Source organism: Lentzea nigeriaca (genome assembly GCF_016907955.1).
Classification (GTDB): Bacteria; Actinomycetota; Actinomycetes; order Mycobacteriales; family Pseudonocardiaceae; genus Lentzea; species Lentzea nigeriaca.
Genome location: NZ_JAFBCX010000013.1, coordinates 99,879 through 114,572 on the forward strand (window position 1 = coordinate 99,879; position 14,694 = coordinate 114,572).

The following is a 14,694-nucleotide window of genomic DNA, read 5'->3' on the forward strand; positions in this document are numbered from 1 at the left end:
TCAGTTCACCGCCCTGGTCAACGCGCCGTCGGTGTCCCGGCGCAACGCGAACCTCTGGTACAGCAAGGCGAACGTGAAGCAGATGATGAAGAGGATCACCGCGACCGCGCTGCCGAAGCCGAACTCGTAGCGCTTGAAGCCGTGGTCGATCAGGTAGGTCGCCATGGTCGTGGACGCGTTGGCGGGACCGCCCAGCGTCATGATCCAGACCAGGTCGAACAGCTGCAGCGACCCGATCACCGCCAGGAAGATCCACACCCGGATCGTCGGCCCCAGCAACGGGAGCACCACGTGCCGGGTGGCCTGCCAGCTCGACGCGCCGTCGAGCGCCGCGGCCTCCCGCAGCTCCGCCGGAATGCCCTGCAGACCGGCCAGCAGCAGGATCACGCCGAACCCGATGTACTTCCACGTGATCACGACGAACAGCGAGTAGAGCACGATCTTCGGGTCGGCGAGCCACTGCTGCACGGCCCAGCCGAGGCCGGCCCCGCGCAGCACCTGGTCGACGAACCCGCCCGGCTGCAGCATCAGCAGCCAGATCACCGCCGTCACCGCCTCGGACAGCACGTACGGCGCGAAGACCACCATCCGCAGGAACGTCCGGCCGCGCAGCTTCCGGTTCAGCAGCAGCGCGAGGCTGATGCTGAGCGGGAGCTGCACGATGATCGTGAGCGCCGCGATGATCAGGTTGTGCGCGATGGCGCCCTGGAACACGTCGCCGGAGAAGGCGTCGACGTAGTTGTCGAGACCGACGAAGTCCGTCAGCGGGCCGAAGCCGTTCCACGAGTAGAGGCTGTAGAACGTGGCCACGCCGATGGGGACCAGCACGAACCCCACGAACAGCACCAGCCCCGGTGCCAGCAGGAGTGCGAGTTCCAGGCGTGTGCGTGTGCGGGACCGCCGTGGGGTGCCCCCAGCCCGCGGCGCGTGCGAGCTGGGGGCGGTCAACGGCCGCGCGCTGGTCGCGGTGCTCATCACTTGTTCCCGGCGGCTGCCTTGGTCACCGACTGCACGATGGTGTCCGGACCGCCTTGGCCTGCGAAGAAGTTGGCGATGGCGTCGTTCAGCGCCTGTCCGACGTTGGTCGGGAAGGCGATGTCCAGGTAGAACTGCAGGTGCGGCGCGTTCGCCGTGTACTCCGCGATCTGCTTGTGCGTCTCGGTCTTCAGCGACGCCACCGCGGCCGGGTGCACCGGCAGGCCGGAGCCCGTCGCGGCGAGCTTCTTCTGCACCTCTTCGCCCACCAGGTAGCCCAGGAAGTCCGCGCACGCCTTGGCCGCTCGCGACGTGCACGAGAAACCGTCACCGCCGCCGAGCACGGCCTTCGGGTCGCCCTGCCCGCCCGGCACCGAGGGGAACGGGAACCAGCCGACCTTCGAGTCCAGCTGCTTGTCCTCGGACAGGGCCTGCATCACGTCGGGGTTCCAGTCGCCCTGCAGCTCCATGGCGGCCTGGCCGTTCGCGAGCATGCCCGCGGAGCTGCCGGCGCCCTGCTGGGCCGGTGTGCCGACGAACCCGTCCTGGAACGGCTTGGTGTCCAGGAACGTCTTGAGGTTCTCGCCCGCCTTGGTGAAGCACGGGTCGGCGAGCTCGGTCTTCTCGACGGCCTTCTTCAGGGCGTCGACCGAGCACTGGCGGATCGCGAAGTAGTTGAAGTAGAACGCGTCCGGCCAGCGGTCCTTGCCGCCGACCGCGATCGGCACGAGCTTCGCGGCCTTCAGCTTGGCCACGGCCGCGTTCAGCTCGTCCAATGTGGACGGCGGACTGGTGACGCCGGCGGTGGCGAAGAGGTCCTTGCGGTACCAGAACCCGACAGCGTGCATCTGGTACGGCACGCCGTACTGCTTGCCGTCGACCTGCCAGCCCTTCGCCGACTGGCCCAGCGGGCCGACCCAGCTCGACGACGCCTGCGTGATGTCGGCGATCTTGCCGGAGCTGAGCTGCGACTTCAGCGAGCCGCCGCCCCACTGCTGGAAGATGTCCGGCGGTGTGTTGCCCTGCAGCGCGAGGGGCATCTTCGTCTGGAACTGCTCGTTCTGCAACGGCTCGATCGTGAACGAGACGTCCTGGTGGGTCTTGTGGAAATCGTCGGCGATCTGCTGCCAGATCGTCTTCATGGGTTCGGTGGTCCGGTTGTGCCACCAGGTGAGGGTGACCGGACCGTTGGCTGATGCGTCGCCACCGGAGCCGCTGCAAGCGGCGAGCACGAGTGTCGCTGCGGCGGCGAGAGCGACGGACAACTTGTGCACAGAGCGCATTGGGGTCCACTCCTGACGACGTCGGCCGGTTGGACGGAGAGAAATGGTGCGTGCGACGGCAGTCACAATTGCGCGTCGATCTCGCTGTGTCAATCGTTGTCGATAACGTTTTACACGGCTAGTCTCAGCCCCGTGCCCCCACGCTCCCGTGTCACGATCCGTGACGTCGCCGCTCAGGCAGGCGTCTCGGTGGCCACCGTGTCCAAGGTCCTCAACCAGCGCTACGGCGTCTCCGCGGACACGTTCGCGCGGGTGCAGGCCGTGATCAAGGAGCTGGGCTACGAGGCGAGCCTGGTCGCGCAGAGCCTGCGCAACCACCGCACGAACGTCATCGGGATCCTGGTCGCCGACATCGAGCCGTTCAGCACCGAACTGCTCAAGGGCGCGGCGGATGCCATCCGCGGCACCGGTTTCGAGCTCGTCGTGTACTCGGCGGGCGGACGCACCGGTGATCCGGAGGGCTGGGAACAGCGTTACCTGACGCGGCTCAGCGGCACCCTGGTCGACGGCGCCGTCCTGGTCACGCCCGCGGTCGACCTCGAAGGGCTGCCGGGCACCCCGGTCGTGGCGGTCGACCCGCACACCGGACGGGCGGCGCTGCCGACCGTCGACTCCGACAACCTGACCGGTGGCAGGCTCGCGACCGAGCACCTGCTCGCGCTGGGCCACCGCCGGATCGCGCTGCTCACCGGCCGCGAGGACCTGAAGTCCGCCCAGCAGCGCGAAACCGGCTACCGCAGAGCGCTCGTGGCCGCGGGCGTGCCGGTGGACGAGGACCTGATCCGGCGCGGCGACTACGACCACGACGTCGCCGCGGCGTCGGCCCACGAACTGCTCAGCGGCCCCGACCGGCCCACCGCCGTGTTCGCCGCCAACGACATCACCGCCATCGCGGCCATCGAGACCGCGATCGGCCTCGGCCTGCGAGTGCCCGACGACCTGTCGGTGGTCGGCTTCGACAACATCCCCGAATCCGCGCTGTGCACACCGCCGCTCACGACGGTGCAGCAGCCGATCCGCGAGATGGGCCACCGCGCGATCACGTTGCTGGTGCGCCTCATCAACGGCGAGACCCCGGACGACACGCACATCACGCTCGGCACCGAGCTGATCGAACGTCATTCGACCCGCGCGCTGCCCTCCTGACTCTCCTGGAGATCATGTGACGACCGAAGCCACCACCTCGGGCGAACTCTGGCGCGACCCGCGCGTCGCCACCGCCGACCGCGTCCGCGATCTCATGGCGCGGATGACCGTGCGCGAGAAGGTCGCGCAGCTGTACGGAGTCTGGGTCGGCATCGACTCCGGCGGCGAGGTCGCGCCGCACCAGCACGATCTCATCGTGGAGCCACCGAGCCTCGAAGACCTGAGCCGGCACGGCATCGGTCAGCTCACCCGCGTCTTCGGCACCCGCCCGATCGCACCGGAGGTGGGCGCGCACAGCCTCGCCCGCACCCAGCGTCAGATCATCGCGGGCAACCGGTTCGGGATTCCCGCGATGGTGCACGAGGAATGCCTCACCGGCCTCGCCGCGTGGCAGGCCACCGTGTACCCGTCACCACTGTGCTGGGGCGCCACGTTCGATCCGGACCTGGTGCGGCGCATGGGCGAGCACATCGGCCGTTCGATGCGCAGGCTCGGCGTGCACCAGGGCCTCGCTCCCGTGCTCGACGTGACACGGGATCTGCGCTGGGGCCGCGTGGAGGAGACCATCGGCGAGGACCCGCACCTCGTGGGCACCATAGGCGCCGCCTATGTCGAGGGCGTCGAGTCGACGGGCGTGGTGGCGACGCTGAAGCACTTCGCCGGGTACTCCGTTTCCCGCGCCGGCCGCAACATGGCGCCGGTGTCCATCGGTCCGCGCGAGCTCGCGGACGTGATGCTGCCGCCGTTCGAGATGGCGCTGCGTGCGGGCGTGCGTTCGGTGATGAACTCCTACACCTCCAACGACGGCGTGCCGGTCGCGGCCGATCCTGCGATGCTGACCGACCGGCTGCGCGGTGAGTACGGCTTCACCGGCACGGTGGTCGCCGACTACTTCGCGGTGGCGTTCCTGTACCGGCTGCACGGTGTGGCCGCGGACCGTTCCGACTCCGCCGGCCTGGCGCTGGCCGCGGGCATCGACGTCGAACTGCCCACTGTGGACTGTTACGGCGAACCGCTGCTGGCGGAGATCGAGGCGGGCCGGGTCGACCTGGCCCTGGTGGACAGGGCGCTGGAACGCGTGCTGCGCCAGAAATGTGAACTCGGGCTGCTCGACCCCGACTACTCCCCCGAACCTGACGCCGACGTCGACCTCGACGACCCCGCGTCCCGTTCGATGGCCCGCGAGGTCGCCGAACGGTCGATCGTGTTGCTGCACAACGACGGTGTGCTGCCATTGCACGGCAAGCGCCGCATCGCCGTCGTCGGACCGCGAGCGCACGAGCCCGGCGCGTTGATGGGCTGCTACTCGTTCCCGTTGCACGTCGGCGTGCACCACCCGGACGTGCCGGTCGGCCTCGAGGTGCCGACCGTCGTCGAGGCGTTGCGCGCCGACCACGAGGTCACGTTCTCCCTGGGCTGCCCGGTGCTCGGCGGCACCGACTCCGAGATCGCCGCGGCCGCCGAGGCGGCCCGCGAGGCGGAGGTGTGCGTCGCCGTGCTCGGCGACCAGGCCGGGTTGTTCGGCGGCGGCACGTCCGGCGAGGGCTGCGACGCCACCGACCTGGTGCTGCCCGGCAGGCAGGAGGAGCTGCTCGAGGCGTTGATCGCGACGGGCACGCCGGTCGTCCTGGTGCTGCTGTCCGGCCGCCCGTACGAGCTGTCCCGCCAGATCGACCGCCTCGCCGCCGTGGTGTGCGGCTTCTATCCCGGTGAGGAGGGCTCCGCCGCCATCGCCGGAGTCCTCAGTGGACGGATCAGCCCGTCCGGCAGGCTCCCGGTGAGCTTCCCCGGCGCCGGTTCGTCCCAGCCGTCGACCTACCTCACTGCGAAGCTCGGCGCCCGCAGCGAGGTCAGCACGGTCGACCCGACCGCGCTGTTCCCGTTCGGGCACGGCCTGTCCTACGCGCCCGTCACGTGGGTGTCGGTCGAGGCCGACTCGCAGGAGTGGCCGACCGACGGCACCTGCCGCGTCGTCACCACACTGCGCAACGACCACGAGATCAGCACCACCGAGGTCGTCCAGATCTACCTGCACGACCCGGTGGCCGAGGTCGCGCGGCCCGTGCGCCAGCTGATCGGCGCGGTCAAGGTCGATCTCGAGCCCGGCCAGACGCGCACGGTGAGCGCCGTGCTGCACGCCGATCTCACGTCCTACACCGGGCGGGCAGGTCATCGCCAGGTGGATCCTGGCGGCGTCGAGCTGTGGGTCGGGCGGTCGAGCGCGGACGTTCACGCCGCTGTGCCGCTCACGCTGACCGGTCCGGGTCGCCGGGTCGGGTTCGATCGCACGATGGTCCCGGCGTTCGAGATCGGCGGCTGACCGGCCACACCGCTCCCACGACATCCCGAACCCGCACGACACCCGACCGTCCAACTCGGACACCCGCTGACACGCGGCCGGAAGATCAGGGTTCGTCGGCCGGCACCAGTGACGGGTTGTTCACCACCGCGGTACGGCGGAGTGGTGAGCGCGAGCCTGGGACTCGTCGGTCGCGTCGGCGTGCAAGTTCGGGATGAAGGTTCCCTTCATCGACCCCAAGTGGACGAAGGTTTCCTTCATCGAGATCAACGAGGGCCAGAATGCAGCACGTCTCGCCGGTCTCGGACGCCGAGGTTCGACCGCACGGTCCCTTCGGCGCCCGAGATCGGTGCCTGTCCCACACCACTCGCAGTGTTAGCGCTAACATCGGTCGTCGTACACCTCGGTCCCGACGAGAGGCACCGCCGATGCACCGCTCCGACACCGCCACCCCCACGGTCAGCCCCGAGCTCTTCGGCCGGATCGGTGACACGGACGTCCACCGGTTCGAGCTGACCAACCCGGGCGGCGTCACCGCGCGCATCCTCGACCTCGGCGGGGTGATCCAGTCGCTGGACGCGCCCGGCCGCGACGGCGAGATGAAGAACGTCGTGCTCGGGTTCCCGACCCTCGACGGCTACGTCGCCAACAACCGGCCGGACGCGGGCCGCGTGTTCTTCGGCGCGTTGATCGGCCGGTACGCCAACCGGATCGGCGGTGCCGCGTTCACCCTCGACGGCGTCGAGCACAAGCTGTCGGCCAACGAGAACGGCAACAGCCTGCACGGCGGTGTCGCGGGCTTCGACACGCACGTGTGGCAGGCGAACCCGTTCACCGACGCCGACGGCGCGGGGGTGCGGCTCAGTCATGTCAGCCCGGACGGCGACCAGGGCTTTCCCGGCCGGGTCACGGTCGCGGTGACGTACCGGCTCGACACGCGCAACCGGCTGAGCATCGGCTACCGCGCCGAGACCGACGCGCCGACCGTGGTGAACCTGACCAACCACACCTACTGGAACCTCGCCGGTGAAGGCTCCGGCGGCATCTACGACCACCTGCTGACCATCCGTGCCGGGGCGTACTGCCAGGTCGACGACGCGCTGATCCCCGTGGGGCTGCCCGCGCCGGTCGGTGGCACGCCGTTCGACTTCCGCGAGCCGACGCCGATCGGCGCACGCATCGACGCACCGCATCCGCAACTGCTGCTCGGGCACGGGTACGACCACAACTGGGCGCTCGACGAGCCGGGATCACTCGCCGCGCGGGCGCACGACCTGGGCTCCGGGCGGGTGCTGTCGGTGTGGACCACCCAGCCGGGCCTGCAGTTCTACTCCGGCAACTTCCTCACGCCCGAGCTGATCGGCACGAGCGGTCACCCGTACCGGCGCGGCGCAGGTTTCGCGTTGGAGGCGCAGCACTTCCCCGACTCGCCGAACCGTCCCGACTTCCCGAGCACGGTGCTGCGGCCCGGTCAGACCTACGAGCACGAAACGGTCTACGAGCTCTCTATCGGGTGAGGTCCCACCATCGGCTCTGTCGCCGCGCCTGATCATCGTGGTTGCCTGGAACAGCAGGGCATCCGGAGGTGAGGGGGCCGTGATGAGTGGGAAGATCGCTGTGCTCGTGGCCGCGCTGTGGGCGAGCGGAATGACCGCGTCGGCGGCGCAGGCGGCTCCCGCTGATCCGGTGAGCGCCTGCGCCCTGCCGAAACAGGCAACCACGAGCGAAAGCGTCCCAGCCGACTGGTCCACGTTCGCCGCGACGACGGGAACGGTCAAGGCAGCCGTGCTGTTCCGCGGTTCGTGGGACGTCGACGCCGAGCTCACCAAACTCGAGGAGGCAGAGCGGTTCTACGCGACCGCCTCCTACGGCCGCTACAAGCTCGAACTCGTGCCGTATCGCACACCGGTCGACATACCCGATCCCGTCGCACCGGCCTCGGCCTGGGCCGAGGCGGCGAAGCGGGCCGACCCGGACTTCGACTTCTCCGGCATCAGCGCCGTCTACCTGGTCGACCGCGGCGCCCGCCGGTCGTACACGCAGGCGGACACCGTCACGCTCGACGGCCGGCCGATCACGGTCGGCGCGGTGATCGGCCCCGGCGACATCAGCACGCCGGCACGGGATCACTTCGCCTGGCACAAGTGGAAGCACGGCTGGCTCGACGACGACCAGATGTCGTGCGTGGCGACGCGGAACACCTCGGTGCAGCAGACGCTCACCCCGGTGGAGACCGCGGGCGGCAGCAAGGCGATCGTCGTGCGATACGGCACGACCCGCGCGTACGTGGCCGAAGTGCGTGCCAGGAAAGGGCTCGACAGCGGTGCGTGCGACACCGGTGTGCTCATCTACTCGATCGGCTCTGGCGCGCAGAGCGGTGAGGAACCCGTGCGGGTGCGGGACGCGAAGCCCCGCTCGGGTGGATGCGGCGGGAACGAGCTCGCCGACGCCGCGCACGACCCAGGCCAGTCCTTTATGGACTCACGCAGTCGGGTCCGCATCGACGTGGTCTCCCGCAGCGGCGACAACTACGTCGTGCGCGCGACCTACGGGCAGGACGGCCTGCACGCGGACGCGGTGATCAGCGCGCCCGTGATGGGCTGGAACAGCTGGAACCGGTTCGGCTGCGACATCAACGAGAACCTCATCCGGGAGGCGGCGCACGCCATCGTGGCGAACGGCCTCAACCGCCTCGGCTACAACTACGTCAACATCGACGACTGCTGGATGGCGTCCACAAGGGACGGCGAGGGCCGCCTGCAAGCGAACCCGGCACGGTTCCCGTCCGGCATCAGGGCGCTCGCCGACCACGTCCACGGCCTGGGCCTCAAACTCGGCATCTACTCCTCCGCCGGCACGCTCACGTGCCAGGGCTATCCCGCCAGCCTGGACAACGAGACCATCGACGCGCAGACGTTCGCGGACTGGGGCGTCGACCTGCTCAAGTACGACAACTGCCACAACCAGGGCCGCCCCGCCGCGGAGCGCTACGCGGCGATGGGCGAGGCGCTGAGGGCAACCGGGCGCCCGATCGTCTACAGCATCTGCGACTGGGGCCAGGAGGAGCCCTGGATCTTCGGCCCGCAGGTGGGTGGCGACTACTGGCGCACCACCGGTGACATCGTCGACAAGTGGGACACCGTGATGGACCTCCTCGACCAGCAGGTCGGGCTGGAGTCGTTCTCGAGCCAGGGTTCCTACAACGACCCGGACATGCTGGAGGTCGGCAACGGCGGCATGACCTCCGCGGAGTACATCTCGCACTTCAGCCTCTGGTCGTTGTTGTCCTCGCCGTTGCTGCTCGGCAACGACCTGGACTCCATGGACAGCACGACGCTCGCCATCATCCGCAACCGCGAGGTGATCGAGGTCAACCAGGACTGGGCAGGCTCGCAGGGCCGCAAGATCCGCGACGACGGCGCCGCCGAGGTGTGGGCCAAGCCGATGTCCGACGGCTCGGTCGCCGTGGTCCTGTTCAACCGCGGCGCCGTCGCCACGACGATCAGGACGTCCGCCGCGGAGCTCGGCCTGGCGGGCTCGTCGTCATACCGCCTGCGCGACCTGTGGACCGGCAGATCGGCTAGCACCACCGGCGCGATCTCGGCCTCCGTCGGGGCGCACGGCGTGGTGATGTACCGCGTGTCGCGCACCGGCACCCTCGCTCCCGGACCCGCAGAGGGCACGCACGAGGTCGGGAACATGAACTGGGAGGCGTCGACCAACAGCTGGGGTCCCGTCGAACGCAACACGTCGAACGGCGAGGAGGCCGCCGGCGACGGGAACACGCTCACCATCGAGGGCACCACGTACTCCCAGGGCATCGGCGCGCACGCCGACTCGGCCGTGCACCTCTACCTCGGCCGGGCCTGCAGCACCTTCAGCGCGCAGGTCGGCATCGACGACGAGGTGTCCGACGAGGCCGCCTCGGTCAGGTTCCTCGTGTACGGCGACGGAGAGCTGCTGGCCGACAGCGGCGTCAAGACAGCCGACCGGGGTCCGTCCACGCTCGAAGTCACCACCACCGGGTACGCGACGCTCGAACTGCGCGTCACCGACGCGCGCGACGGCAACCTCTTCGATCACGCGGATTGGGGCGATCCCGTTCTCACCTGCGACTGAAAATCGTCGAATTACAGTCGTCGCAGGCACCCCAGCCCTGACCACCGAGCCGGCGATCAGGGGCAGGGTGCGCTGTCCTGGAACCGGAACGTGCACACGGGATTCACCTCGGTGGCGTTCAGGTCGTTGATGGTCAGGATCGCGAGCGGCCGGTTCCGCCCGTCGCGCCCGTTGCGGAAGTCGACCCAGCCGGAGACGCCCTTGAAGCAGTTGGTGCTCGCCTGCGCGGCACAGTCGAACTCGCGGAACTCCTGCGCGACGGTCGCACGGTGCGGATTGCGTTTGTCGGGGTCGTAGAGGACCCGCGACTTGGTGCGAACCGCGGCGTAGACGTACAGACCCGCGGCGTCGTAGGCGGTGCCCACCCGTTCCCCGGTCCAACGGCGGTTGCCGTCGTGTTTCGCCAGCTCCTCCCCGAACGCCCGCCACGCCGGGGGCTTGTCGCCGCTCGGGGAGTAAAGGCGGTGCAGGCCCTTGCAGAACGTCATCATCGGGCGTTCGTAGTCCTGCCGGGTGGCCGGGTCGGGATCGCCCGTGGCGACACAGGAGTTGCCGGCGAGCACCACCCGGTTGGCCAGGGACACGTACCCCAGCGAGGCCCCTGCGAACTTCGTGGAACGACGGCTCTCCCCTTGGGCGATGAACCTCGTGATCGCGTCGTCGCCGATGACGGTCGGCCGGGTCGAGAGAGGGCACGTCTCCAGCACCTTGCTCAGGAAATCGGTGAAGCCCGTCTCGCGCCCGGCGTAGAACACGATGTCACCCGTGCCGCACCTGACGTCGGCGGTCGACGGTGTGCGCCACTGGCTGAACCGGATCGGGGCCGGGCCGGACTGCAGCGCCGCGAACTGGTCGTGCAGCGACTTCAGGTACTCGTCGGGCTCCAGTGCGAGGTCCGGGTGGAAGACCGTGACCGACTTGCCGGCGGAGGCCGCGTACTCCGCGATCAGCCTTGCCTGCGGGCCGTTTCCCGCCGAGAGCTGGAAGTACAACGACGACAGCGTGTGCAGCGACTCTCCGGTCAGAGTCGTCGCCAGCAGGGGGATGCCGTGCGCGCCCAGCACACCGATCGCGCTTTCGGTCTCGGCCACGGTGCGGCCTCCGCCGACGACGCCCATCACCGTGTCGTCGCGTTGTGCGAGCGGCACCACGAACTGGTCGACCGTGCGCCTGGCGTGTTTCATCTGGTAGCCGCCGTTGGCGATCACGATGCGCAACAACGGGTTCAGCGCGTCGTCGGTGGAGTTGCCGATCGTGTTGGCCTCCGCCTGCTGGATCAGGAGCCCGGTCAGCTCCTCGGCTTCCGCGTCGTCGGTGCCCTCCCTGGTCGTCGGATGCGTCAGCTCGGCGATGTAGACCAGCGTGAGCACGGGCCGGCCCGGGTTCTCCCCGTGCAGCCGATCGGCCACGGCGTTCTGCTCGAACACCGCCTCCTGTGCCCTGCGGAGCTTGTCGGTGCTGCCGAAGACGAAACCCGCCGCGCTGAAACCGATGCACTCGTTCGTCTCCGGCATCCAGGCGGTGGCCGCCGATGGCAGCTCGGCACCCCCGCACGGATCTTCCCGGAGCCACGCGGGGGCGGCGGCCGCCGCCGAGCCGATCAGCAGAGCCAGCACCGCCGCAACGCTCACCCATTTTCTCGCGAACCACGGCATCCGGCGCGGCTCCCAGCACTCGCCGACCTCGCCGGGGACGGCAGGCGGCCGGTCCAGCCGGACGGCGATGAACCGCGCCGTCGGTTCGAACTGCTGCCGCTTCCACGGCAGCCACTGCTTCCACGTCGCGACGGTCTTCTCGATCTTGCTGACCGGCTCGGCCGTCAGGTTCAGCTCTTCCGGTATTCCTGTCGCGGTGGCGACAACCAGCAGAGGGTCGTGCGCGCCCGTCTGGTTGCGCACGTCGTTGATCAGGCGCAGCAGCTCCCACCCGCCGTTGAGCTCGGTGATCCCGCGCAGCACCACCGTCACGTACCCGGTCCGCCGCCACCGGCGCAGCCGCCACGTGCGGGTGCCGTAGAAGAGCCGGAGGTCGCGCAGGAAGGCGTGCACCAGCAACAACTTCATCTGCCGCAGGTTCTCGTGCTCGCGGTTGTCGACGGTCAGCCGGCGCGCGAACCGCAGGAATCCCGCCGAGTGCGCGGGCACCATGTACGGCTGGCGCATCAGCCACCTCGGCTCGCCGCCGCGCAGGCCGTGCACCCACAGCCAGCGCCCCAGCACACGCGCCATCCTGGGTACCACCCTGGACAGCGCGAGTGCTTTGTCCGTGGTGACCGCGGCCAGCGCGGGCCCGATCACGTCCTCGCCCTCGTTCACAGGTGGCGAGTACCACTCGAGGAGCTTCCCACGCAGCGGCATCTGCTGGTCGCGGTCCAATGTGGACGCCTTGTGCCTGGTCAGCCAGTCCAGCAGCCGGAAGGTGTGAAAGGGGATCTCCCGGCCGGCCCCGTAGCGGTCGGTGCCGAGCTGGGTGACCAGCAGGTTGAGCAGCGGCAGCAGCGGGCGGCCCTCCGCGGCGTCGACGATACCGTCGTCCGCGCGCACCGCCGCCGACGGGACGAGCCTGCGCGGAGTGCGCCGCACCTTGGCCGGGTCGGGCCGGAGCCTCGACACCAGCACTTCCGCCACGACCTCCGTGGCGTCCGCCGGCCCGATGAGGCAGAGCAGCGGCAGTGCGTGTTCGCCGCGCAGATCGTCGCGATCCTCCTTCGGCCACCTCCACTTCGGCCGCTCGCTCAGCCGGCGGATTGTTCTCAGCAGGTCGTCCAGATCATCCATGCGACGTTCCCCAGATGGCCCTACAGGATCATCGAACCTATCCGGGACGAATCTTCCCGTAAACCTCTGGGGTCAAATGAGGGGGCGTTTTTCAGCCGCTCAGGTGAATCTGAAGCGCGTTGCTTCAGCTGGGAACAAAAGGCAACCGGTAGACCGAGACATGTGCTGCCGACTCGTCGGTGAACTCCCCGCCCGTCCAGTCCGCGTGCCTGCTCTCCAGTTCGAACCCGGCGATCTGCGCCATCAGGTCGAGCTCGGCAGGCCAGACGTAGCGGTGCGGTGTGCGGAAGAGGTGCGCCTCCCTGCCCTCGCCGAAGCGGAGGTGGTGCGAGGTCATGTGCTGGCGCACGAGGTCGTAGGTTTCCATTGCCAGGTAACCGGGTTCGGCGTGCCGGACCCTGGCCGGCTGCCCCGGTGGCAGGCTGCGCAACGCCGGCACACCGAGCTCGACCACGAACCGGCCGCCCGCCGTGAGGTGCCGCGCCGCGTTGCGGAAGCACTCGACCTGTTCGGACTGGTTCAACAGGTTCGAGATCGTGTTGAACACCAGGAAAACGAGGGAGAACTCGCCAGGCACGCGGGCCGTGGCCATGTCGCCGTTGACCACCGGAATGGTTGCCTCGTCGGCCTTTTCGCGCAGCACGTCGATCATCGGCTGGGACAGCTCGATGCCGGCGACCGGCACGCCGCGTCCGGACAGCGGGACGGCGACGCGGCCGGTGCCGATGGCGAACTCGAGCGCTCTGCCACCAGCCGCGAGGGTCGCGAGCCGGTCGACCATGGGATCCAGCACCTCCGGCGCGAACGCCCCGACGCCGGGCGTGTCGTACTGCGCTGCGGTTTCCGCGTCCCAGATGTCCTCTTGGCGCATGGCACCGATCTTGGTCCGGGACAGTCAGGACGTCCACTCGTTTTGCGGTTCCAGCGCGGTTCCGCACGACTCCCGCACCGTCAACGTCGGCCACAGCACCACCCGGTGCACCGGCCGGTCCAGCGGATCGGCCAGCCGTGCCAGCGCGAGCTGGGCGGCGAGCGCGCCGAGCCGGTGCTTCTGCGGCCGCACGGCCGTCAGAGGCGGATCGGACGCCGCCGCCACCTCGTCGTCGTACGACACGACGGCGAGGTCCTGCGGCACCTGGACCCCTCGGTCGCGGGCGCGTTCGAGCACGCCGATCGCCTCGCGGTCCGCGTGCACCAGGACCGCGTGCACGTCGGCGGCCAGGCACTCGTCGATCACCTCGTCGACCGCTCGTGTCCACTGTGGAGAGCCGTAGGGCGGCACGTCGAGCGCGGGAACGCCGTTGAACGGCAGGTCCAGCGACGACACGGCCGTCGTCCAGCCCGTGCGGATGGCGTCGGTGTGCGGGCTCTGCCGGGACGTGACCAGGCCGATACGGCGGTGGCCGAGCGTGGCGAGGTGGCGGACGGCGAGGCCCGCGCCGATCGCGTGGTCGGTCACCGCCGCGTCCAGCGCGATCGTGGGCAGTTCCGGTGGCGGAAGCCGTTCGACGAGCACGACCGGCACCGCCAGCGCGCCGAGCCAGCGCAGCAGTTCGACGCCCGCGCGGCCGGTCGTGCTCGGGGCGACCAGCAGGGTCTGCACACCGCGGTCGAGCAGTTCGTACACGCGACGGCGGTCCTCGGCGGCGTCGTAGCTGGACGCGCGCAGCACCAGCCGTCCGGCCGCCGCGGCGACAGCGGTCTGGGCGCCCTGGATCACCGCGGGCCAGTAGTACTCCACGGACGGCGCGACCATGCCGACGAGCGGGTGCGTCGGCGCGGGGCCCACCACGGACTGCGGTCCGCGTGGGAAGGACTCGGCGTGCTTGGGCATGGTGATGCCGCCGTGCACGCGCACCACCAGGCCGCGGTCGGCGAGCGCGGTCACGTCCCGGCGCACCGTCACCGCCGACACGCCGAGCAGGTCCACCAGGTCCTGCAATCGGACCGTGCCGTGCGTCCGGACGGCTCGCAGGATCAGCTCATGCCGCTGAGCAGCCAACTTCTGGTTCATCACTTCACTTCTGATCGGTTTCGATCGTTTCTGATCGTTTGGTTGACCGCTGAGTGTGCCACGAGGTGAGGTGTGCCACAT

The 14,694-nt window shown here is 69.6% G+C and carries 9 protein-coding genes; 4 read left to right on the forward strand and 5 right to left on the reverse strand.

What is annotated here, in order from left to right:
* Both JOD27_RS33925 and JOD27_RS33930 read right to left on the reverse strand, forming a co-directional pair.
* Positions 1-975: a carbohydrate ABC transporter permease gene (locus JOD27_RS33925; protein ID WP_204766406.1), complete on the reverse strand. Its 975-nt coding sequence runs from the start codon at positions 973-975 to the stop codon at positions 1-3.
* Positions 975-2,258: an ABC transporter substrate-binding protein gene (locus JOD27_RS33930; protein ID WP_204766407.1), complete on the reverse strand. Its 1,284-nt coding sequence runs from the start codon at positions 2,256-2,258 to the stop codon at positions 975-977. Before JOD27_RS33930 ends, JOD27_RS33925 begins: the two co-directional genes overlap by 1 nt.
* A 132-nt stretch (positions 2,259-2,390) precedes the next feature.
* Here JOD27_RS33930 and JOD27_RS33935 point away from each other — a divergent pair, with 132 nt between their 5' ends.
* From JOD27_RS33935 to JOD27_RS33950, 4 genes are all read left to right on the forward strand, one after another.
* Positions 2,391-3,404, forward strand: coding sequence for a LacI family DNA-binding transcriptional regulator (locus JOD27_RS33935; protein WP_204766408.1), 1,014 nt, complete (start codon positions 2,391-2,393; stop codon positions 3,402-3,404).
* 16 nt (positions 3,405-3,420) lie between these two features.
* A complete protein-coding gene (locus tag JOD27_RS33940) occupies positions 3,421-5,724 on the forward strand; it encodes a beta-xylosidase/alpha-l-arabinosidase (RefSeq protein WP_204766409.1) in 2,304 nt (767 codons plus the stop codon).
* Between the two features lie 407 nt (positions 5,725-6,131).
* Entirely contained in the window at positions 6,132-7,220 is a 1,089-nt protein-coding gene (locus JOD27_RS33945) for an aldose epimerase family protein (protein WP_204766410.1), read from the forward strand.
* 82 nt (positions 7,221-7,302) lie between these two features.
* Positions 7,303-9,822: an NPCBM/NEW2 domain-containing protein gene (locus JOD27_RS33950; RefSeq protein ID WP_204766411.1), complete on the forward strand. Its 2,520-nt coding sequence runs from the start codon at positions 7,303-7,305 to the stop codon at positions 9,820-9,822.
* A gap of 56 nt (positions 9,823-9,878) precedes the next feature.
* Here the strand turns inward: JOD27_RS33950 and JOD27_RS33955 are convergent, their stop codons facing one another.
* The 3 genes from JOD27_RS33955 to JOD27_RS33965 all read right to left on the reverse strand — a co-directional run bounded on the left by JOD27_RS33955 (position 9,879) and on the right by JOD27_RS33965 (position 14,613).
* A complete protein-coding gene (locus JOD27_RS33955) occupies positions 9,879-12,599 on the reverse strand; it encodes an ABC transporter substrate-binding protein (RefSeq protein WP_204766412.1) in 2,721 nt (906 codons plus the stop codon).
* Positions 12,600-12,723: 124 nt separating this feature from the next.
* Positions 12,724-13,470, reverse strand: a complete 747-nt coding sequence (locus JOD27_RS33960; protein ID WP_204766413.1) for a class I SAM-dependent methyltransferase — start codon at positions 13,468-13,470, stop codon at positions 12,724-12,726.
* A gap of 24 nt (positions 13,471-13,494) precedes the next feature.
* Positions 13,495-14,613, reverse strand: a complete 1,119-nt coding sequence (locus JOD27_RS33965; protein WP_204766414.1) for a substrate-binding domain-containing protein — start codon at positions 14,611-14,613, stop codon at positions 13,495-13,497.
* Positions 14,614-14,694 lie beyond the last annotated feature (81 nt).